The organism is Crenothrix polyspora (assembly GCF_900163755.1).
In the GTDB taxonomy this organism is placed as follows: Bacteria; Pseudomonadota; Gammaproteobacteria; order Methylococcales; family Methylomonadaceae; genus Crenothrix; species Crenothrix polyspora.
Genome location: NZ_FUKI01000102.1, coordinates 1 through 22827, shown reverse-complemented (window position 1 = coordinate 22827; position 22827 = coordinate 1). Strand labels below are relative to the sequence as shown.

Here is a 22827-nt window from a genome sequence, read left to right as displayed (position 1 = left end):
CAAGTCGGCACTTAAGTCTAAATCAAAATTTAACGGGAGGGTAGCCGCTCAATGTGAGTATATCTCCTGTACGGCGCGTAATATCGCGTCTATATCCAAATTTTCGGCGACCATATCGGCAAATCCTTGTATCTCCATTTCACGGTAGTGCGAGTAATCGTAGCCTTGGTATTGGCTGTTAAGCGCTTTAAAATACGCTGTGCGGAAACCATCATTATCAAATACACCGTGTACGTGCGTGCCGGCAATACGGCCTTGTTGATAAAACAACGGGTATTTGGCCATGCGCCCGCAGTGGATTTCATAACCTTTAAGCCCAGACAAGCCAAACAAATCATACCTGCCACGCTGGAGTATTTTAGGCGCTTGATAAATCACTGACTCGTCCATGTAGCCAAAACCACTCACCATGCTAGCAATTTCATGTTCTATGGCATCGGGATCGTGTAAGGTTTTGCACAGCATTTGATAGCCACCGCACAGGCCAAACACCGCGCCGTTAAAATGTTGAATTTCAGTAAACAAACCCAATTCTTTCAGCCAATGCACATCACGAATCACGGTTTTACTGCCCGGCAATAACACCATGTCAAAGCCAACCAGCAGACGATACGAGCGTATCAAGCTGACCTCTAATTCAGGATCGGCCATCAACACATCCAAATCGTTGTAATTGCTCATGCCAGGAAAAGCGATAACCGCGACACGCACTTTTACATCACCCAGGCGCTGCTGGTAATTTTGTAAGGATTGCGAATCTTCCATATCGATATTCAAGGCTTGGAACGGCAATACACCTAATACCGGTACGTTAAAACGCTCGCGAATGATTTTTTCGCCCTCATCAAAAAAGCGCCGGTCACCCCGAAACTTATTAATAACCACACCTATTAAATTTGCACGCATCACCGGATCCATTAATGCCAACGTGCCGTAAATAGATGCAAATACCCCGCCACGTTCAATGTCTGCCACCAAAATATTTCTAGTGCCAAACGTTGTGGCAATAAAGGTGTTGGATAAGTCTTTGTGCAGCAAATTTAGCTCCACCGGAGAGCCTGCACCTTCTGCAATCACCAGCTCGTAATCTTGCTGTAACTGGCTAAAGGCACGGTGTACTTCTTGTTTTAAGGTGTCAATTTCATTGTAATAGTTTGCCACCGATTGATTTTGGTACACCAAGCCATTAACAATCACTTGCACAGCGCTATTGCCATACGATTTAAGCAGTACAGGATTAAACCAAAAGCTTGGCTCTACTCTGGCGGCTTCTGCCTGAAAATACTGCGCTCTGGACATTTCTCGGCCTTCTTTGCTAACCGCCGAATTATTTGATACATTTTGCGCTTTAAACGGTGCGACTTTAATGCCTTTGTCGGCAAAAATTCGGCATAATGCCATTGCAACGGTGGTTTTTCCTGCATCGGAACTGGTGCCGAAAATAGCGAGTGGCTTCATTTAGGTCTGATTATTACTTAGGAATAGATAAGCTTATTATTAATGTTCAATGCTTTGCGGCAATCAGCTGTCCAATAATATATTTTCGGCTGGCCAATTCACCTTGTTCGCTTTTACCCACGTCTTCTATGTCATCCGCGATGTGTTCAAGCTCCAACAAATCAAATTTTTTATTGCACACTAACCAGGCTCACTCGCTTGTAAAAACATCATCATATCTTCATTTTCAACCCAGCGATAAATTTCCGCTACCGCCAACTTAAAATCCAACGATTCAAACCAAACGTCATCACCTAAAAAATAATGCTGGGGTATCCAGCCCGATGAACGCCTGCACACCTCCACATCGACAAAATCTTGCTCAATCAAGACATATTCCATCACGCTAGGCAATGCTTGATAAGCGGTGCGCTTAGTGGTTTTATCGGTGCGCCGCGTGGATTTAGAAAGCACTTCAACCAGCAAAAGTGGTGATTCGGTGTAGTAAGCATTATCGGTTTTATCCTCACAGACCACCATCAGATCAGGATAAAAAAATTGGTTGCCCGCTTTTACTTTAACGTCAGAACCAAACGGGCGGCACGGTGTATTTTTTAGATGCTGGCGTATTTCTGCCAACACATTGCCGCAAATGCTTTCATGATTTTTGCTCGCACCGGCCATTGCATAAATAGCGCCGTCTATATACTCATGTTTGGTTTCAGTGATGAGTTCTTGCGCTAAATAATCTTCTACACTGACAAAATGATTTGTTTTAAAAATAGCACTCATAGTTTACCACTCCACATCGATACACTTCGTTTCTCCGCTCATTCTATGGCTCTGGTTAATCCTACAAAATTTTGGAATGATGTAACCATACACATCAAATCAACTCTCGAATTTTTCCCAGAAAATAATTGAAGCTCGGTGATGCGTTATTTTCCAAATCCATGTGTGGTGTAATATTTTCAGCCCATGCGGATTTTTCAGTTCCGACAACTTTCCACCCTAAGCTTGACAGCTTTTGCGAACCACCTTTGTAAACGGCATTAGCCAGTTTCTCCCATGTGCCACAAATTGAATCATTGACGTAGCTATTTAGCTCACCATCTTTAGCTTTTGGGTAAGCTCGTTTTATGGCCAGAATATCACCAAGAAACCAAGCTTCGCCTTCTTCAATGGCAATACAAAAACGTGTTTCAGGGCGCGGATTACAGTTATTCAACAATGAAATCAGTTCATTCCGAAAATTTTCAAGGCATTTGTCATCAAGATCACAAACAACAAAAACAACCGAATCATAGCTTTTCCATGACTTACCATAACCCGTCAATAATTTTGGTAAATTGTTCAACAAAATACGTTTGCTGGCATCAATACTGTTGCCCATTTTCACGGGAATTCGACCTATGCCTTTGTAGGATATAACTTTGAAGGTATCATTTTCACTAATAATTTTAGGCACCAAAATATCTAACGCAATTTTTCCCGATTGATCTTCTACGAGTATCTCAAAATGCATAATGTTACCGTGCATCCAAATAATCACTATACCAAAGCCCGCCTAATGGCAGCCCTTCTGCTACCATATTTTTGACCAGTTCATCGTCACTGGCTCGTCGAATAGCAGAAAAACCATCTGCTCCTTTTTCCAAAATCCAAACTTCATTGGGTTCAAGTGCATCTACAAAATAGGGTTGGTGCGTAGTAATAAAAACCTGAGAACCGTCTTTTCGCCCCGTTGCATGGGCACGAAATTCTATGGCTAAAGTTTCTAACAATTTGTGATACAAACCATTTTCTGGCTCCTCAATACACAAAAATGGGGGCGGCGTAGGGTCTTCTAGCAATAGTAAATAAGCGAAGACTTTTAATGTACCATCGGACATTTGTTGGGCATAGAAGGGATCATGGAAGCCTTTGTCATTAAAACGCAGCAACAATCGCCCATCCGCAGTCTCATCAGTATCAATCTTATTAATACCTGGAATTTTTTTTGCTATACGATCCAATACTTTCTGAAAACGTGCCTTATGCTCCCGTTCCATGAATTGCACAACATTACCAATATTATCGCCCTTGATGTTCAAGTGCTTTTGTGGCCCCGCTAATGGAAGACTCCTTGCCGAATTAGGTTCAAAATAACTGAGATACCAACCTTCAATAAATTGACGAAATGCCGAAATTCTTGGGTGCTGTTTTAAAGAGCCAAGAGTAGCAATTCCAAGTTTCCTTTTGTCAGAAAGCTCCACTATTTCAGTTTCCTTGCTTTCTTCTTCTACAAGTGATTTAAGAAAATCATTGAGATCAAATTCTTTTTTGTCTTCATCAATATTCTTACCTTCACCTTTCCATACCACACCTTTTCCATCGTTGAGCACCAAAAATGAAAAAGGCCAGCCCCGTGTCTGGTTTTTACGTCGTTGCCTAAGTCGTTCTTTTTGTACAAAAGGTCGCCCAGATTCATCGATATTGATGAATATTTCGTAAGTAATAGGCCGAGCATTACCATCTTCTTTATAATAAATTTCAAATTCAATTGCCCCAGATTGCCCTTGTGAACGTATTTTTTTAAATCCACCACGACCACGTGAATCACAGGCTTCTTCTACGCCAACTTTAAGCGCGTCAGCAAGAAAACCAAAAACATCAAACAAGGTGCTTTTACCAACACCGTTTTTACCAATAACAACAGTCATCGGAGTGAGTGGTTCTGATTTTTGCTGATTCCACAACCGCCCTAAAGTGACATCTTTTAAAGAACGAAAATTCTTTATCCTAATACCTTCAATCTTTGCCATTATTCACCCCTAAAACTATTGTGGCGGTATATTCAGATGTATTTGAAATACCAAATACTCTTAAATACTTATTCCGACTCCAACCCACCCCGCACATTCCCCACATGCAAACCACACTCTTTCTTGGTCGCCTCTTCCCACCACCAGCGCCCTGCCCGCTCATGCTGATTAGGTAACACTGGCCGTGTGCAAGGCTCGCAACCTATGCTGATAAGCCCTCGCTCATGCAACTCATTAAACGGCACTTGATAAGCCTCGATATGCTGCCAAACTTTAGCCGAACTCCAGTTAAGCAACGGGTTAAATTTAAACAGCGGATGCCCTTCAGTAGAAAACACGCCGTCCAGCTGCACTTCCGGAACATCCTGGCGGGTATCCAGACTTTGGTCTTTACGCTGGCCGGTAATCCAGGCATCCATCTGCGCCAGCTTGCGGCGTAACGGTTCAACCTTACGAATAGCACAGCATTCATGGTGACCATCCTCATAAAAACTGAACAAGCCTTTGGCCTTCACAAACGCATCCAAAGCCACCCGATCCGGCGTTAACACCTCAATATCAATCTGGTAATGCTTCCGCACTTTGTCGATAAACCGGTAAGTTTCAGGGTGCAAACGTCCGGTATCCAGACAAAACACCTGAATGTCTGGGCGGATTTTAACGGCCAGATCAATCAGCACCACATCTTCCGCGCCACTGAACGAAATGGCGATATTATCAAATAGCTCTAGGGCTTTTTTCAGGATGATGCGTGGGTTTTTACCGCTAAGTTCGGCTTGCAATTGCGCTATATCAAGTGTGGACATAATTACCTCTGGGCAAAATACTGGGCAAGAAATTCATCAAACGGCAGGCTATCTTTGCTTTCAATGTCCTGTTGCTTGGTATGGGATTGCACGGCCAAATCGTCAAATTGCTGGGTGGTGGTGGCATCCAGGCTGCGTTGCTTAAAAAACTGTGCATGTTCCGCCGATTGCTGCACACCAAAACGGGCAAACGGCTGCTTTGCCTCGCGCATATTTGCAAGCATGCGTGCCGATGCAATCCTGTCTGGATTGTCCACCCGTTGCCGCTGAAAAGTCAACGCCGCCGCATAGGGTTTGTTCGCCAAATCTTGATCCAACACCGCGCACACCGGTAGCATGGAATCTAAAACCTCATGCGCCCAATCTTGCAATAACAGGGTTTTGTCACCTTGTTGCAATTGCAAGCCCGGTTGTCTACCGGTATTGGCCACTGCCAACTGGTTGGCGTTGTTAATGTCATGGTCTTGCCCCGTCATTGGCGGACTGTCTTTTAACAGGCAAGTCAGTAGCAAGGCTTCAATAAAACGGGCGGTCGCTTCGCTGATACCAATAGGGTCGAACACATCCAAATCCAACGAGCGCATTTCCACATAGCGCACGCCACGGCGTTTAAGCGCCAAGGTGGGTTTTTCACCAGAATTGGCAATTTGCTTGGGGCGGATGGTGCTGTAAAACTCGTTCTCAATTTGCAGGATATTGCTGTTCAGTTGGCGGTATTCGCCATCCACCTTTACGCCGATTTTTTCATACTCCGGATACGGCGTGGCAATCGCCTGGCTTAGGCTATCCACATAACCGGACAAAGTGTTGTAATCAATGGCCAGCCCCAGCTGGTTTTTACTTTTATAGCCAATATCGCTCATCCGTAGCGAGGTGGCGTAAGGGTGGTATAAGGTGCCGCCGTCAAATTCCTCAAACTGCGCCATCAATTCGGGGCGACTTTTGAAGAAGCTCTTGCAGATGGCAGGCGATGCGCCGAACAGATACAGGATAATCCAGCCCAGGCGCTGAAAATTGCGCACCAGGCCAAAATAACCAACACTGGTAAATTGCTCCAGACTTAAACTAGATTGCTCTTGGCTATGCAATTGCAGCCACACCGCTTCCGGCACTGAATAATTAAAATGGATACCGGCAATCGCCTGCATGGTTCTGCCATAACGATGCCACAGGCCATGCCGGTAAATATGCTTCATACGGCCAATATTGGACGTGCCATACCGAGCAATAGGGATGCTATCATCACCATTAATACCGCAGGGCATACTGGTGGCGAGCAGGATTTCATTACCCAGATGGTCGTACACATACTGGTGGATATCCTGCAACGCGCTAAGCGTGTCGCGCACATCGCTAAACGGCGGCGTGATCAGTTCAATCAAGGCTTCGGAATAATCGGTGGTAATGGTCGGATGAGTAAGCGCAGAACCCAACGCGTAGGGATGCGCTGTCTGGGCAATCAAGCCATCTTTGCCGATACGCAGGCTTTCTTTTTCAATGCCTTTAAGCCCGCCACACAACGTGTGTTGCTGGCCATTGTCCTGTAGTTGCTTCAGTCGTGTTAAAGCGGGTGGGTTTGATTGCGTCATGGTGTAGGTGATTGTTCCCTGAAGTCCTGTAAAATCTAACTATTATAGTGGTATAACGCTGTTAGCGAAAATGCTAACGCTGCGGCGCTACGAATACTTAACGGAGGCGCAATGCTTAACGAAGCACACGCAATACTCAAAACCGTATTTGGCTATAACCAGTTTCGCGGCCACCAGCAAGCGGCGATTGAACACGGGATCGCAAGATAAACTAAGTACAGCGTTTTCACAGTTCAATAGTTACAGCGTAACCGTTCGCACTGAGCTTGTCGAAGTGTACCGTTCATACTTCGACAAGCTCAGCACGAACGGTGGCTGTAACTGTTCTAAGTTGAAAACGCTGTATCTGGTATGTTTAATTCTGTAAATCACCAGATGGCCATGAAATTTAGCAAGTAATAGGCGGTATCACTGGTGGCGGATTTAAAAAAAAATTTGCATGACTATTGTTAAGCAATCATTTATGGCTAATAACTCAAGCTATCACGCACCGCTATTTGGGTGGCATAACGTGCTGGCCAATAAGAAGCCATAACGACTATCGCTATAATTAATAACAGCCACAGCCATACCGACAGCGTGGAAAATACAAAATCCAACTGTAATTCCAGGGTGATGAGCCCCAGTTTTTTTGCCAGTGGTTCAGCCAAATAATAAGCCAGTGGAACGCTGATTATCCACGCCAATAGCCCGTGTAAAAACCCTTCTAGCATAAATAATTTAAACACCGTGGACGATCTTGCCCCCACCGCCCTGAGTACGCCTATCTCGCGTGTGCGCTGTAATACACCCATAGCCAGCGTGCCCGATAAACCAATGCCCCCCACGGAGGCTATCATGCTGGCTAGGCTTAACAACATACTGGTCATGGGGATAAACTGGTTTTTAGCAAATTGTCGCTGTTCCAGGGTCGCCAAAGTGGTATAAAAATCCAGCGCGATATGTTGATCTTGAAATTTTTGCTTTAAGGCATCGGCGTAGCGTTTTTCTTCGGCCAATGTTGTTACCGATGCAGACAGCAATGCAAATGAATGCCGTGGATTGTTATGCTCAAGGCTTTGCACGCTATCTACGGGCGCATAAACCGGCTCTACCGCATAATCTGAACCGATAAACCAACGGTATAAACCAATGACCTGCCACGGCTCTTTTTGGCCTTGTGCGACAGCAACGTCCAGGCTATCGCCCACTTTAATGCTGTTAAGCTCCGCCGTGGCGGCGTTAAGCACCAATACATGTTGCTTAGCATCGCTAGCTTGCAACCAGCGCCCCGCCATAATCAGCGGCTGATACATCTGGCTGGTCAGCGGTAACGCCAGCAGTTGCACGCCAAGACTACCGGTTTGGCGGATAACGCTATTGTTTTTGGATAGCTCCGCCGGTAGCCGGTTCCACAGTTCAACGCCTGTGGTTTGAGGGATGGCGTTAACCGTGTCTTTAATCACCTTAGCGGGTTGGTCGCTGCTAAAACCCAGACGTACCGCGTAACGACTTCTGGCCAACTCATGGTCTAATGTTGCATTAACCGAGGCGATCAGGCTCATGATAACGATGAACAAAACCCCGGCAATGATCAGCACGCTTTGTGTCCAAAACAAGCGGGCTTTACGGCGCAACAGATTGCCCAAGGCCACCGCATACACGGTGGGTAATGCGCTAAATAGCGTGCTTTCCAGCCAACCGGATAAGCCGCTGCGTGTGTAATCTGCCCCCAAGCCGTAACTGGCCAAGGCTTCGCGCACAGTTAATGATGCACCGCGCCAAATTGGCCACACACCGGCCAACAGTGGCGCAAGTAAGCCGCCTACCACCATGCACAGCAGGGCGCGTTTAGAATAGCTAAATGCGTTGAGTTGAATATTGAACAAATCCAGTAACCAACGGCTACTGAAAAATGCTCCTGCCAAACTGGCTGGAATAGCTATGACCAAGGCCAACAAGGCCAACACAAATACCTCGGTTAAATAAATTCTGGCGATGGTTTTACGTTTAGCACCGATGGATTTCATGATGCCGATCTGGTCGGTTTGCTGGGTAATCATAGCGGTTACAGTATTGAGTATTAATACCGAGCTTAATGCCAGCGATGCCCAAGCCATAACATTTAAAATGAGGTTAATGCCGGCAAAAAACGGCCGTCCCCAATGTTTATCTGGGTTTTGCAACAAGCTTGCGTTAACGGCAATGCCTTGTGCAGCCAGTTTTGTACGGATAGCCGCCGCAACAGTACGGGCTTTATCGGCGCTATAGGGCGGGGTTACTTGCACCAAGGCCTGCCTGAAGGTGTTGGCCGCTATGCCAAACAGCGGTGCGGTTTCGGCGGCTATAAAAAAATGTAACTGGCCACCAAACAGGGGCGGCTTAACAAACGGGTGGCGAATTATGCCGCCAACAGCCATGTCCACGGTTCCTGTCGCGGTCTCAAACTGAATGTTATCACCCGTGGCAAGCCCTGCCGATTGCATGGATAAGCGTTCGACGGCGATGGTATTGGCTTTGGGCCACTGCCCTGACAGCAAGCTTAATATGTCGTAACGTTGCTGGGTGTAATCCGCCCTAAAAACCACCGTGCCCAGTTGCCAATCGTTGTTGTGTGGGGTTTTGTAGCGCACGGTAAACTGGGTGAGGCTATCGACATTTGCAACGCCAGCTACTGATTTTATGGTCTCGATGCTGCTAAATTCGACATCTTTTCGTAGTATCAAGCTGATATGCGAGGGCGATGACTGCCGATGGGCGGCATCCATGTTGCTGAGTTCCAGATCCATCATGCCCAGCAATAATCCCACTACAAATACGCCAATGGCAATACTGGTGATGGCTAAGCCGGTACGACCTTTGTGCGCCAATAAATCGGCGCGTATTTTTGTCCACACGCTAGTCAACAAGAGCGCCTCGTTTGTGTGCTGTTATCGCTTAAAATACGCCCCGCGTGCAGGGTAATACGCCGTGAGGTGGCTTGCGCCAAGGTTTCATTATGGGTGACCATCACCAGGGTTTTACCTTGCTCGCACAAGGTTAAAAACAGCGCGAATACGCTCTCAGCGGTTTCACTGTCCAGGTTTCCTGTGGGTTCATCTGCAACAATCAACGGCGGATCATTAGCCATCGCCCGTGCAATCGCCGCCCGTTGCTGCTGGCCACCGGATACCTGGCTGGGCAATTGTTGTGCTTGTGAAGTCAAGCTCACCAGGTCTAATAAATACCGCGCCCTGTCCAGGCGTTTGCGTTTGGGTAAGGTGCCGACAAAGTCCATCGGCAACAAGATGTTTTGTAATAAGGTTAACGACGGCAAGAGCTGAAAGAATTGAAATACAATGCCGACATTCGCCCCGCGCCAGATCGACAGCTGTTCTTCCTTCAAACGCTGTAATTGACTACCACAGACATGCACCTGACCACTGCTTGGCTTATCAATGCCGGTTAATAAATTCAGCAAGGTCGATTTACCATTTCCCGATGCGCCGACGATGGAAACAAATTCACCCGCGTAAACCGCCAGAGAAATATCGTGCAACACCGGCTGGCTTACATTACCCAGCGTATAAGCCTTGTAAACATTGTTAAGCTGGATAATGGGAGTCATAAGTGGCGGTCATTAAGTTACTGATATTGTACATTCGGTGATTAAATTCTATCATGAGCGTATCTTTTCAACACAACGCTTACCATGACCGCCATCCAACTACTCTGGTTCATACTCGGTACAAGTTGGGCCATCCTAGAATGCTTTATTGCATTTAAGACCCGCGTTGGCGTTACGTCAAACGCACAAAATCGCTACCGTTCTGAACAGTTAATCTGGTTAGTGGTAATCGTCGCACTTTTTTGCGCCCTGTGGTTTAAAGGCTTACACCTGCTGCCTTTACCGTTCAACCCCATCGTCCGTCAAACTTTGGCTGTGCTGCTATTTAGTAGCGGCTTTGTTTTACGTGCTTGTGCGGTACTAACGCTACGGCAATTTTTTAGTACCAGCGTCACGATTCAAGATCAGCATAAGTTAATTCAGATAGGCCCTTATCAACGTATCCGCCATCCGGCCTATACCGGTTTGCTCCTCAGCTTTTGTGGTGCTGGTATTGGCATGGGTGATGTGTTGGCGTTGATTGTATTGGTCATTCCTATCATTTATGTGTTGCTACAACGCATTCAAGTGGAAGAACAATGGTTGTCCGCACATTTTGGCGAACGCTATATTGACTACTCTGGCCAAACACAAAAATTAATTCCCTGGTTTTATTGACCAAGATTGCGATAGCCTTTTTCCTACATTGACTTGACTAATTTTTATATCCCTAAATAATACCCGATTAATATCAATCGTCTTTTTCATACTTCACCGATACACTCCATCATGCCCAAAAAAAAACATATCGTGATCGTCGGTGCAGGTCCCGGCGGTTTGTGTGCAGGAATGCTGTTAAGTCAGCGTGGTTTTAAGGTAACACTATTTGATAAAAATCCCGAAGTCGGTGGGCGCAATCGCCCCATTCGATTGAATGATCATGTTTTTGATACCGGCCCCACGTTTTTATTGATGAAACATGTTTTAGACGAAATGTTTGAACTGTGTGGCAAACGCAGTAGTGATTATCTGGAGTTTTTTAAGCTTGATCCTATGTACCGCCTGGTTTTCGATGACCAGTCAGTGGATGTTTATTCAGATCGTGACAAAATGCGTGCCGAATTGCAACGTGCCTTCCCCGAAGGCAGTGCGGGCTTTGATCGCTATCTTGAGCAAGAAGGCAAACGCTTCCGTAAACTTTACCCGTGTATTAAGCGTAATTATTCCAGCCTAAGCGCATTTTTCTCACTGGAGCTTATTAAAGCCCTACCTTATTTGGCGCTCAATCACAGCGTGTTTTCCAATTTAGGGCGCTATTTTAAAGCTGAAAAAATGCGTTTAATTTTTTCGTTTCAATCAAAGTATTTGGGCATGTCGCCGTGGCAATGTCCGGCCTTGTTTACTATGCTGTCCTACCTGGAACATGAATACGGTATTTATCATGTAAAAGGCGGATTAAATCGCATAGCGGCCGCAATGGCCCAAGTGATTACCGAACAAGGTGGCACACTACATACTCACTCACCAGTGCAATCGTTAATAATTGACAACAAGATTGCTAAAGGTGTGCGCTTACAGGATGGCACCGAGATTGCCGCCGACGAGGTGATTATCAACGCCGATTTTGCTTATGCCATGACACATCTGGTTAAACCCGATGAGCTAAAGCAACACAGCCCGGAGCGGCTGAAAAAAATGGAGTATTCCTGTTCAACGTTTATGCTGTATTTAGCTTTGGATAAACGTTATGACCTACCGCATCACACCATTGTGTTTGCCGACGATTATAAAACTAACATCAGCAATATTTTTCACAACAAAGCCTTGAGCGATGATTTTTCGTTTTATGTACAAAATGCCTGTGTAACTGATTCCAGTCTGGCACCGGAAGGACAATCAAGTCTCTATGTGTTAGTACCCATGCCCAATAATATCAGCGGGGTCAACTGGGACGAGCAGTGCGCGATCATGCGTGAAAAAGTGCTGGATATGCTAGCTAAACGCTTTGATATGGCTGATTTACGCAGCCATATCAGTGCGGAAAAAATCATCACGCCCCAAGATTGGGAAAGTAATGAAAACGTATTTTTAGGGGCAACCTTCAGCTTATCGCATAAATTTAGCCAGTTACTGTACTGGCGGCCACACAATCAGTTTCAGGAGTTAGGCCATTGTTATTTGGTCGGTGGCGGTACCCATCCCGGTAGTGGCTTACCGACGATTTACGAGTCAGCGCGGATTTCAGCAGACTTAATTTGCCAAAAACACGGTGTGAGTTTTGCAACACCTGATCGTGGCAAATGGCTGTAGGCGTGGCAGAGACAATTACCGCCACTTCGGCGCTGGATGGTCAGGCACTTAAAAGCTATCCAATCAGCAATGCCGACGACATTACACAAAATATTAAACAGGCACGCATCGCGGCAGAAAATTGGGCGGCAACACCAATAGCTCAACGATTGTCATTCATGGCGGCTTTACAGACTGCTATTTTGGAGAAGATCGATCATATTACTGAAACCTTGGTGACAGTAACCGGCAAGGTTAAAACTGAGGTCATACTGGGTGAAATTTATCCGATTCTGGAACTGATCCGTTACTATGAAAAAAATGCCGCCAAAATTTTAGCACCCCGTTCCGAGGTTACCTCACCCTTTGCCTTTCCAGATGCCAAAGCCAGTATCGAACGTCAGCCTTATGGCGTAGTGGCTATTATCTCACCGTGGAATTTTCCGCTGCAATTAACGTTAAATCCCTTGATTACCGCTTTGGTGGCGGGCAATGCTGTCATTTTTAAAACCTCGGAACTCAGCGTGCCCGTGGGTGAATTGATCTTGCAATTGTGCGAACACATCGCTTTACCTCAACATCTGGTGCAACAGGTGATCGGCGCTGCAAAAACGGGGGAAAGCTTGATCGATAATCGACCTGATCTGGTGTTTATGACCGGCGGTCTAAACGCGGGGCGTGCCATTATGGCTAGAGCTGCACAGCATCCTATTCCGGTTATGCTGGAATTAGGCGGCAAAGATGCCATGCTGGTGTTTGCCGATGCCAATCTGAAACGTGTGTGTAAAGCGGCGTTGTATGGCGCATTCAGTAACAGTGGCCAAGTGTGCGTATCGGTCGAAAGACTGTATGTGCAAGATCTGTGTTACACAGCTTTCGTACAGGAACTGTGTGCCGCAACAGCAAAACTGACCATCGGTCATGGTGTGGAAGGCGATTTGGGTGCGCTAACCACACTGGCACAGTTTGAGATTGTTCAGGCACATTATCAGGATGCGCTGGCCAAGGGGGCGAAAGCATCGGGTGAGTTGCAATTGCATGGGCGCTATCTGCGTCCCATCGTATTATGGGATGTTAACCATGACATGCAGGTTATGCAGGAAGAAACCTTTGGCGCATTATTGCCGGTTATGGCTTTTAGCACACAGGAACAAGTGATTGCACTGGCCAACGACAGTCAATATGGCCTGAATGTTAGTGTCTGGAGTTTGGATATTGCTCAAGCCGAGCAGGTGGCGCGACGCTTAAAAGTCGGTAATTGGGCAATAAATGATGTCATTAAAAATATTGGCCATGCAGGATTACCGTTCGGTGGCGTTAAAAACAGTGGTTTTGGCCGTTATCACGGCGCAGAAGGTTTACGCCAGTTCACTTACACCGTATCCGGCCTGACCAGTCGTAGCAAACTGGATGACGAACCCAACTGGTTTCCTTATTCAGATGACCGTTATCTTCAAATGCGCGGCTTTGTGGATTTTCTGTTTGGTAAGGGATCGCTCTACCAGCGTATCAAACGTAACGGGGCGGCATTACAGGCGTTTCGGGGTTATGCTTCCAGCAATCTCCAGCAACATTGGCATAATCTATTAATTCATCTAGGTATTGGCAGGGACTTTTAAATGAACGCTACGCAAAACAAACACGTTGTTGTCATCGGTGCAGGCTTGGGCGGTTTATCGGCAGCTATTTCGCTGGCCAGTGAAGGTTTCAGTGTTGATCTGCTGGAAAAAAATGACAAAGTCGGTGGCAAGCTGAATGTGCTGGAAAAAGACGGTTTTAGCTTTGATTTAGGCCCGTCCATTTTAACCATGCCACATATTTTTCAGCGCCTGTTTGAGCGGGTCGGCAAAAACATGGCGGATTATGTCACTATTCAGCCGGTAGAACCGCATTGGCGCAATTTTTTTGAAGATGGCAGCACACTGGATTTAAGTTCTGATGCGGAGTACATGCAGCGAGAACTGGCGAAACTTGGCACCAATACGGCCAAAGAGTTTGCCGCTTTTATGGCCTATTCCAAACAACTGTGTAAAATCACCGAGCAAGGCTATTTTGAACACGGCCTGGATTCATTTTGGGAATTAATCCAACACTATGGGCCGGTGCGCAGCTTACTGGAATTTGACGTATGCCGTTCGATGGATCAAGGCGTAAGGCGTTTCATTACAGATCCTAAATTGGTTGAAGTCCTCAATTATTTCATTAAATACGTCGGCTCATCGCCTTATGATTCACCGGCACTGATGAATCTACTGCCATATATTCAGTTTGGATACGGTCTTTGGTACATTAAAGGTGGCATGTATGGCATGGCTCAGGCTTTGCAAAAACTGGCACTTGAGCTAGGCGTAAATATCAGAGTCAATTCGGAAGTGGCCGACATTGAAACCCAGGGTGAGCGTGCTACCGGTGTACGCTTAACCGATGGCCGTGTGCTGGCAGCGGATATTGTGGTGTCCAATATGGAGGCGATTCCGGCTTACCAAAAATTACTCAAGCAACCGCAGCAGGCGCAAAAATTGCAACGTTTTGCACCCAGTTGTTCCGGTCTGGTGATACACCTGGGTGTGGATAAGATTTATGAACAATTGGCGCACCATAATTTCTTTTATTCCGACCAGCCGCGCGAACATTTTAAGGCGATTTTTAAATCGCATCGCTTGTCAGATGATCCAACGATTTACCTGGTTGCACCCGTAAAAAGTGATCCGTCCCAAGCACCGCAGGGTTGTGAAATCATCAAAATCCTGCCACATATTCCTCATCTTGATACGAAAAATCCCTTAACCGCTAAAGACTATGCGGCATTTAGAGAACGCGTGTTAATCAAGTTGGAACGTATGGGCTTAACCGATCTAAGAAAGCATATTGTGTGCGAAGAAACTTGGACACCCGTAGATATTGAGGCGAAATATTATTCTAACCAAGGCTCAATCTACGGCGTGGTAACGGATCGCTTTAAAAATCTTGGTTTTAAAATACCGCAACGCAGCGCGTCTTTGCGTAATTTATATTTTGTCGGTGGCAGTGTTAATCCAGGTGGCGGTATGCCAATGGTGACATTGTCTGGGCAATTAGTGCGGGACAAAATTTTGGCTGATCTTAAGCGGTCTTGAAGGCGGTGTTGTTCACAAAAGCACAAAAAATTTCGCATACAGCGTTTTCACAGTTCAATAGTTACAGCGTAACCGTTCGTGCTGAGCTTGTCGAAGCATGAACGGCACACTTCGACAAGCTCAGTGCGAACGGTGGTTGTAACTGTCCTAAATTGAAAACGCTGTAGCTGTATTCGTATGAACACCACTGATCGATAGAAATCGTCTGGGCAATCAAGCCATCTTTGCCGATACGCAGGCTTTCTTTTTCGATGCCTTTAAGCCCGCCACACAGCATGTGTTGCTTGCCATTGTCCTGTAATTGGCTCAGTCGTGTTAAAACGGTATTGTTTGATTGCGTCATGGCGTAGGTGATTATTCCCTAAAGTCCTGTAAAATTCCACTATTTATAGTGGTATAAGGCCATTAGCGAAAATTGTAACCATTCGCTGGCAGGAATCATTAACGGAGGCGTAATGCTTAACGAAGCACACACAATACTCAAAACCGTATTTGGTTATGACCAGTTTCGCGGCCACCAGCAAGCGGCGATTGAACACCTGATTGCCGGCCAAGATGCCTTGGTGCTGATGCCTACCGGCGGCGGCAAATCCTTGTGCTATCAAATCCCTGCTTTAGTGAGGCCTGGCGTTGGCATCGTCATTTCACCGTTGATTGCTCTGATGCAAGATCAAGTCAATGCCCTGTTGCAATTGGGTGTGCGGGCGGCGTTCTTAAACTCCACCTTGTCGCAAGAACAAAGCCGGCGCATAGAGCAACAGCTCATCAGCGGCGAAATTGACCTGCTGTATATCGCACCCGAACGTCTGACCAACGCCTATACCTTGGCCTTGTTTGAGCGCATACAGATTGCGCTGTTTGCCATTGATGAGGCGCATTGCGTATCGCAATGGGGGCATGATTTCCGTGTCGACTATCTCCAGTTGTCCATGCTGCACGAGCGTTTCCCAAGCATTCCGCGCATAGCCTTAACCGCCACCGCCGACGACAAGACCCGCGAAGAAATCAAGCTACGCCTAAGCCTGACCCATGCACGGCTGTTTTTAAGCAGCTTTGACCGCCCCAATATCCGCTATGCCATCGTGCAAAAACGCGAAGCCCGCCAGCAATTAATGCACTTTATCCACACCGAGCATCAAGGCGATTCTGGCATTGTATATTGTTTGTCGCGCAAAAAAGTAGAGGAAACCGCTGCTTGGCTAACTGCCAATGGTGTAAGGGCATTGCCCTACCATGCCGGTATGGAAGCGCCGTTACGTGCCAAGCACCAGCACGAATTTTTAATGAACGATAATTTAATCATGGTCGCCACCATTGCGTTTGGCATGGGTATCGACAAACCCAACGTGCGTTTTGTCGCGCATTTGGATTTGCCAAAAAGCCTGGAAGCCTATTATCAGGAAACCGGCCGTGCTGGGCGTGATGGCTTGCCCGCCAATGCCTGGATGACTTACGGTTTGCAGGATGTTATTACGCTTCGGCGCATGTTGGCGCAATCGACCGCCGATGAAGCGCACAAGCGCATTGAATACCATAAACTCGATGCCATGTTGGCGCTGTGTGAACAGGTTGTGTGCCGCCGCCAATCCTTGCTGCGTTATTTTGGCGATACCCTGGAACAGCCGTGCGGTAATTGCGATACCTGCCTGCAACAGGTGGAAACCTGGGATGGCACGGTAGCCGCACAAAAAGCCTTGTCGTGCATCCACCGCACCGGCCAACGTTTTGGCAGCCACTATTTGATTGACGTATTATTGGGCAAGGCTTCCGAACGCATGGTTAAAGCGGGGCATGACAAGCTGTCCACTTTCGGTATCGGCAAAGACTTGGCCGAGCAGCAATGGCATTCGGTGTTCCGGCAATTGGTTGCCCGTGGCTTGGTGGCAGTAGATTTTGACAATTTTAACGTGTTGCGGCTAAGCGATGCCTGTCGACCGATTTTACGCGGCGAACAAACGCTGATGCTGCGTAAAGACCAACCGGTAGAAGCCAAACACAAAACCAAGCATTCCGGCCAACACTTCAACAAGCACAACGCCTTATGGGATGCCCTGCGCGAAAAACGCCGCGAAATTGCCGACAAGCAAGGTGTGCCAGCTTATGTGATTTTTCACGATGCCACCTTAATGGCCATGATGGAAGCGCGGCCAACAAGTCTGCAAGACATGGCGAAAATATCCGGCATTGGCGTGCATAAACTGGAGCTGTATGGTACTACCTTTTTAGCGGTGCTGAACCAGTTTAAAGATGCGATCATCCCCAAAATGCTGGTCAATACTAGCCTGTCGGATACGGCGCGTGATTCTTACGCGTTATTTAAAGCAGGGCTAAGCGTAGAACGAGTTGCTAAACAGCGGGACTTAAAAGAAAGCACTGTGTATGGGCATTTGGCACAAGCATTGGCACACGGCCAGTTGGTGTTGACAGACGTGCTGGACTTGCCAGAAGCAGAGATAAAATCCATACAGGATGCACTGATCAGTTTGTCAGAAGAAGACAGAATCGGTGTTAAGCCGTTGTTTGAAATGCTGGAAGGCCAGTACAGCTATGAGGTATTGCGTTGCGTTAAGTCAGCGTGGGATTTTCAATCACGGTAAAATAATGCGATATCGTTATTCCTGTTAACCAAAATCCTGCATGTTACGGTCAATTTGTAATGATTTTGTAGATTTTTTAAGTTTCAAAAACAAGTTTAAAACATACAGAATCAAATGCGTAATGAATTAACTGGCCTTATTATCTAAAAACCGTAACGATAGTTCTTGCTAAGGCGGGGCTATTCTGCTAAAAATGCGCTGTTTTTATTACCTTGTTTTTTAGGAGTTAATGGATGACCGATAGTCCTAAACCAATAACATCGCCTTTCAGTTTTAAGCCTTATGTAGAAACAGAAGGCGAAGAGTACATGAATGAGTCTCAACTAAAACATTTTGATACCATTCTTAATAACTGGAAATCTGAGTTGATGAAAGAAGTCGATCGTACTGTGCATCATATGCAAGACGATGCGGCCAACTTTCCTGACCCCAATGACCGCGCCACTCAAGAGTCGGAGTTCAGCTTGGAATTAAGAACCCGTGACCGTGAGCGCAAACTCATCAAAAAAATTGATGATTCCCTCAAAGAAATTGAATCTGGTGATTACGGTTTTTGCGAATCCTGTGGTATTGACATTGGTATACGCCGCTTAGAAGCCAGACCCACCGCAAGTTTGTGCATAGACTGCAAAACCTTGGATGAAATTCGAGAAAAACAAATGGGTTAAGTGCTTAATGTGTCAGACACTTCACGTTATATTGGCCGGTTCGCGCCCTCGCCTACCGGCTCGCTGCATTTAGGCTCTTTATATACCGCGCTGGCCAGTTTTTTAGATGCTAAAGCTCAGCAAGGTCTGTGGTTATTGCGTATTGACGATCTTGACACCCCGCGCAATACCAAAGACGCTGCCGGTAACATCTTAACAACACTGGAAGCCTTCGGTTTGCAGTGGGATGATGAAGTCTATTATCAAAGCCATCACATCAGTATTTATAACGACATTCTCGCAACATTACAGCATCATAAGTTAATCTACCCGTGTACCTGTAGCCGAAAAACACTAACAACAAGCCAATCAAACACCGCTACAGAAGTTATTTACCCCAATAATTGCCGAGATAATACCTTCCCCTGCCCCACTCCCCATGCATTACGCATTAAAACCGATAACCGCAACATTGCCTTTAATGATCGACTGCAAGGCCTTATTAGCCAACAGCTTGCTAGCCAGCACGGCGATTTTATTTTAAAACGCAAAGATCATATCATTGCTTACCAATTTGCCGTCGTTATTGATGATGACAGACAAAGCGTTAACCATGTGGTACGTGGCATGGATTTACTCGACTCAACTGCCAAACAAATTTATTTGCAACAACGACTGGGCTTAAACACACCCAATTACCTGCACGTACCCATTATTACCGATGAGCAGGGCTTTAAACTCAGTAAACAAACAAAAGCACAAGCGGTTGATTTAAAATCACCCACACTTGTTATCTTTAAATTGTTACACTTGTTAAAGCAACAGCTGCCGGTAGAATTACAAAATGCATCAGCGGCGGAACTGCTTAACTGGGCAATTACCCATTGGAACCCAGCGGCGTTAAAACCAATAGCAGCCATTCCTCTGGACGACTAAGCCCACACCCTATCGTTTTTAACTGCCGAACCCACACGCCGATGACAAACGCTAAAATTTATGACATAAAACCCGCTATTGCCAGCAACGCGCATATTACCCAGCCCATTTATCAAAACATGTATCAGCGCTCTATTGCCGAACCTGATGTTTTTTGGGCCGAACAAGCTACGTTGTTTTTAAATTGGCAAAAGCCCTGGCACACAGTGATGGACTGTGATTACAGCAGAGGTCATATTCGCTGGTTTGAAGGGGGCCTGCTTAATGTCAGTGAAAACTGCCTAGATCGACATTTAGCTGAGCGTAGCGATCAAGTCGCAATTATTTGGGAAGGTGATGATCCTACACGAGATAAAAAAATCACCTATCGTGAGTTACATCAACAAGTGTGTCAGTTTGCTAACGTCTTAAAAGCACAAGGGGTTAGCAAAGGTGATTGCGTGTGCATTTATCTGCCCATGATTGCCGAAGCAGCGGTGGTGATGCTAGCCTGTACCCGCATTGGCTCAGTGCATTCTATTGTGTTTGGCGGCTTTTCGGCTGAGGCGTTAAAAGATCGTATTTTAGATTCCAACTGTCAGTACGTAGTATGTGCCGATATTGGTTATCGCGGCGGCAAAACTACGGTTATTAAAGCTAATGTCGATCAAGCGGCGCTTGGCTGCCCCAATCTTAAAAGTGTTATCGTTATAAAAAATAGCGACACTGATGTCGCTTGGTTTAACGGACGTGATATCTGGTATCACGTAGCCATGCAAAATGCGTCTGACCATTGCCCCGCCGTGGCGATGGCTGCGGAAGACCCGTTATTTATTCTTTATACATCAGGCTCAACCGGCAAACCGAAAGGTGTACTGCATTCCACGGGTGGCTATTTGCTATATGCTGCCATGACCCATAAATACGTTTTCGATTACCACGACGGTGATATTTATTGGTGTACCGCCGATATCGGCTGGATTACCGGGCATTCTTACATGATTTACGGGCCGTTGTGCAATGGTGCAACCACGGTATTATTTGAAGGCGTACCAACTTATCCAGAAGCTGATCGTTTTTGGCGCATTATAGACAAACATCAGATTAATATTTTTTATACCGCACCGACAGCCATTCGCGCTTTAATGGCACAAGGTAATGATTTTGTCACCCGTACTAATCGTAGCAGTCTGCGCATACTAGGTAGTGTTGGCGAGCCTATTAATCCTGAAGCATGGGAATGGTATTACCATGTCGTAGGTGATGCCAGATGCCCCGTAGTGGACACTTGGTGGCAAACTGAAACCGGCGGTATTATGATTACACCGTTACCAGGCGCGATGGCGTTAAAACCAGGTTCGGCAAGCCTACCTTTCTTTGGTGTTAAGCCAGAAATTTTAGACAATCAGGGTAATAGTTTACAGGGTATAGCAGAAGGTGTTTTAGCATTAAGTCGCTCATGGCCAGGACAAGCACGTAGCATATACGGCGATCATCAACGCTTTATTGATACCTATTTTAAAAGCTATGCAGGGTATTATTTTACTGGCGATGGGGTGCGTCGTGATGAAGATGGCTACTACTGGATTACTGGCCGTGTTGACGACGTAATTAACGTCTCAGGCCACAGAATGGGAACAGCGGAAATTGAAAGTGCGCTGGTATTGCATACACATGTTGCAGAGGCAGCCGTAGTAGGTTACCCACACGATATTAAAGGCCAAGGCATTTACGCCTTCGTCACGTTAAATGCAGGCGTGCAAGCCTCAGAACAACTGAGCAAGGAGCTGGTAAATTTAGTGCGCCAAGAAATCGGAGCTATTGCCAGTCCTGATATCATTCAATGGACACCCGCTCTGCCAAAGACACGCTCCGGTAAAATCATGCGACGCATTTTACGTAAAGTGGCTGCAAACGAACTGAATGGCTTAGGCGATACCTCAACACTGGCCGACCCATCAGTTGTCGACAACATTATTGCCCATAGAGTTAACAAATAGCTCTAATAAACAATTCTACCTAAAGAACCCAAAAGACGAGATCGCTTTTGGGTTCAATTTATCCGGTATTTACGCTGGTGTTACGTTTTCAGCTTGTGGGCCTTTTTCGCCTTGAGTTACCTGCATCGTTACTTTTTGACCATCCCGCAAGGTCTTGCGGCCAGTACCGATAATTGCGCTATGATGAACAAATACATCCTTGCCACCTTCCTGTTCAATAAATCCGAAACCTTTTTCATCATTGAACCACTTAACGGTACCTACAACTTGATCTGCCATATTACACTCTATAATCTTAAAAATCGCCAATAATGATTGGCTATACAAATTCCGACTTTACTAAAGTAAAATCGGGTCAACCTTTTTACGCTACCAATGGTAGCATTAAAAATATAAGCAGGGCAAAATATTTTAACCTGCTAAAATCTCTCAACCGAGTGCTGTAAAGTACTTTAACTGCACAGTAATACATTAGATACTATCATACTAACGGCAAGGCTTAGAGCACATAACTCTCACAGACACCAAAAATACCATAACAAATTGAATTTAAACAATAGTTTAATTTTTTTATCTGCAAATTAAGTAAAATAAACTTACCTGGTAATGATAAACTTATCTAACGTTTTACATATGTTTTTTTTAAAATTATTCAAACGCTTTTAAAACTGTCGCACTCTTTGCGGCATAAAGACTACCTCAATACTTTTATGACTCTTTAGAAAAAGTGTGAACATTAAATAATGCACATAAATTGACCTCCTCTACTAGTACTCAGTCACTCTTTAAATGTCGAATAACAGCCCCCATAAACAAGTTTCACGTAAGGGCTAGGCTGACTATGAAAAAGAAATACATTGTACGATTGACAGAGGACGAAAGAGATTATTTGGATGGCATAATCCATACAGGGAAAGTGGCAGCACACAAAAGACTTCATGCAGAAATACTGCTTAAAGCGGATATTAGTGAGTCAGGTGGCAAATGGCAGGATGGCCAGATCAGTGAAGCCTTTGGCATTTCAACGCGCACAGTTGAGAGGGTACGGGAGCGCCTGGTTCA

The 22827-nt window shown here is 45.9% G+C and carries 19 protein-coding genes and 1 pseudogene; 9 read left to right on the top strand and 11 right to left on the bottom strand.

The genetic code is table 11. From position 1 onward, the window contains the following. Positions 1 to 48: 48 nt before the first annotated feature. The 9 genes from CRENPOLYSF2_RS07785 to CRENPOLYSF2_RS07750 form a co-directional block, all read right to left on the bottom strand. A complete protein-coding gene (locus CRENPOLYSF2_RS07785; protein ID WP_087143391.1) occupies positions 49 to 1458 on the bottom strand; it encodes a cobyric acid synthase in 1410 nt (469 codons plus the stop codon). A gap of 46 nt (positions 1459 to 1504) precedes the next feature. Then, the gene (locus CRENPOLYSF2_RS18520) at positions 1505 to 1639 is read right to left on the bottom strand and encodes a DUF29 family protein (protein ID WP_140396825.1); all 135 of its coding nucleotides are present in this window, start codon (positions 1637 to 1639) and stop codon (positions 1505 to 1507) included. After that, on the bottom strand, positions 1639 to 2229 hold the full coding sequence (locus CRENPOLYSF2_RS07780; protein ID WP_087143390.1) for a Uma2 family endonuclease: 591 nt from the start codon (positions 2227 to 2229) through the stop codon (positions 1639 to 1641). The genes CRENPOLYSF2_RS18520 and CRENPOLYSF2_RS07780 overlap by 1 nt, the downstream gene beginning before the upstream one ends. A 94-nt stretch (positions 2230 to 2323) precedes the next feature. After that, positions 2324 to 2962, bottom strand: coding sequence for a DUF4276 family protein (locus CRENPOLYSF2_RS07775; RefSeq protein WP_176371064.1), 639 nt, complete (start codon positions 2960 to 2962; stop codon positions 2324 to 2326). Between the two features lie 4 nt (positions 2963 to 2966). Beyond that, the gene (locus CRENPOLYSF2_RS07770) at positions 2967 to 4241 is read right to left on the bottom strand and encodes an AAA family ATPase (RefSeq protein ID WP_087143388.1); all 1275 of its coding nucleotides are present in this window, start codon (positions 4239 to 4241) and stop codon (positions 2967 to 2969) included. A gap of 68 nt (positions 4242 to 4309) precedes the next feature. Further along, positions 4310 to 5047 carry a phosphoadenylyl-sulfate reductase gene (locus CRENPOLYSF2_RS07765; protein ID WP_087143387.1) on the bottom strand — a complete coding sequence of 246 codons (738 nt, stop codon included), beginning with the start codon at positions 5045 to 5047 and terminating at the stop codon, positions 4310 to 4312. A 2-nt stretch (positions 5048 to 5049) separates the two neighbouring features. Further along, positions 5050 to 6636 carry a glutamate--cysteine ligase gene (gene gshA / locus CRENPOLYSF2_RS07760; RefSeq protein WP_087143386.1) on the bottom strand — a complete coding sequence of 529 codons (1587 nt, stop codon included), beginning with the start codon at positions 6634 to 6636 and terminating at the stop codon, positions 5050 to 5052. 467 nt (positions 6637 to 7103) lie between these two features. Continuing rightward, positions 7104 to 9524 (bottom strand): ABC transporter permease, encoded by a 2421-nt coding sequence (locus CRENPOLYSF2_RS07755; protein ID WP_245807943.1) that lies wholly within the window; start codon positions 9522 to 9524, stop codon positions 7104 to 7106. Continuing rightward, entirely contained in the window at positions 9518 to 10222 is a 705-nt protein-coding gene (locus CRENPOLYSF2_RS07750; RefSeq protein ID WP_087143385.1) for an ABC transporter ATP-binding protein, read from the bottom strand. Before CRENPOLYSF2_RS07750 ends, CRENPOLYSF2_RS07755 begins: the two co-directional genes overlap by 7 nt. Positions 10223 to 10306: 84 nt before the next feature. Between CRENPOLYSF2_RS07750 and CRENPOLYSF2_RS07745 the strand changes: the two genes are divergently transcribed. The 4 genes from CRENPOLYSF2_RS07745 to CRENPOLYSF2_RS07730 all read left to right on the top strand — a co-directional run bounded on the left by CRENPOLYSF2_RS07745 (position 10307) and on the right by CRENPOLYSF2_RS07730 (position 15606). Next, complete coding sequence (locus tag CRENPOLYSF2_RS07745) at positions 10307 to 10879, top strand: methyltransferase family protein (RefSeq protein WP_087143384.1); 573 nt, start codon at positions 10307 to 10309, stop codon at positions 10877 to 10879. Between the two features lie 111 nt (positions 10880 to 10990). Further along, positions 10991 to 12511, top strand: coding sequence for a phytoene desaturase family protein (locus CRENPOLYSF2_RS07740; RefSeq protein ID WP_087143383.1), 1521 nt, complete (start codon positions 10991 to 10993; stop codon positions 12509 to 12511). Positions 12512 to 12513: 2 nt separating this feature from the next. Continuing rightward, positions 12514 to 14109, top strand: a complete 1596-nt coding sequence (locus tag CRENPOLYSF2_RS07735) for an aldehyde dehydrogenase family protein (RefSeq protein WP_087143393.1) — start codon at positions 12514 to 12516, stop codon at positions 14107 to 14109. Further along, positions 14110 to 15606, top strand: coding sequence for a phytoene desaturase family protein (locus tag CRENPOLYSF2_RS07730; RefSeq protein ID WP_087143382.1), 1497 nt, complete (start codon positions 14110 to 14112; stop codon positions 15604 to 15606). A gap of 61 nt (positions 15607 to 15667) precedes the next feature. On the opposite strand, the gene CRENPOLYSF2_RS07725 is transcribed toward CRENPOLYSF2_RS07730, so the two are convergent. Next, positions 15668 to 15949 carry a hypothetical protein gene (locus CRENPOLYSF2_RS07725; protein ID WP_087143381.1) on the bottom strand — a complete coding sequence of 94 codons (282 nt, stop codon included), beginning with the start codon at positions 15947 to 15949 and terminating at the stop codon, positions 15668 to 15670. 112 nt (positions 15950 to 16061) lie between these two features. Here CRENPOLYSF2_RS07725 and recQ point away from each other — a divergent pair, with 112 nt between their 5' ends. The 4 genes from recQ (at position 16062) to acs (ending at position 21765) form a co-directional block, all read left to right on the top strand. Then, the gene (gene recQ, locus CRENPOLYSF2_RS07720; protein ID WP_087143380.1) at positions 16062 to 18203 is read left to right on the top strand and encodes a DNA helicase RecQ; all 2142 of its coding nucleotides are present in this window, start codon (positions 16062 to 16064) and stop codon (positions 18201 to 18203) included. A gap of 233 nt (positions 18204 to 18436) precedes the next feature. Further along, positions 18437 to 18871, top strand: coding sequence for an RNA polymerase-binding protein DksA (gene dksA, locus CRENPOLYSF2_RS07715; protein WP_087143379.1), 435 nt, complete (start codon positions 18437 to 18439; stop codon positions 18869 to 18871). Between the two features lie 9 nt (positions 18872 to 18880). Further along, positions 18881 to 19786 (top strand): tRNA glutamyl-Q(34) synthetase GluQRS, encoded by a 906-nt coding sequence (gene gluQRS, locus CRENPOLYSF2_RS07710; RefSeq protein ID WP_087143392.1) that lies wholly within the window; start codon positions 18881 to 18883, stop codon positions 19784 to 19786. Positions 19787 to 19827: 41 nt separating this feature from the next. Beyond that, on the top strand, positions 19828 to 21765 hold the full coding sequence (gene acs, locus CRENPOLYSF2_RS07705) for an acetate--CoA ligase (RefSeq protein WP_087143378.1): 1938 nt from the start codon (positions 19828 to 19830) through the stop codon (positions 21763 to 21765). A 69-nt stretch (positions 21766 to 21834) separates the two neighbouring features. On the opposite strand, the gene CRENPOLYSF2_RS07700 is transcribed toward acs, so the two are convergent. Then, positions 21835 to 22044, bottom strand: a complete 210-nt coding sequence (locus CRENPOLYSF2_RS07700; protein WP_087143377.1) for a cold-shock protein — start codon at positions 22042 to 22044, stop codon at positions 21835 to 21837. Positions 22045 to 22606: 562 nt separating this feature from the next. Between CRENPOLYSF2_RS07700 and CRENPOLYSF2_RS07695 the strand changes: the two are divergent. Beyond that, positions 22607 to 22827, top strand: a pseudogene (locus CRENPOLYSF2_RS07695) (helix-turn-helix domain-containing protein); the annotation flags it as partial.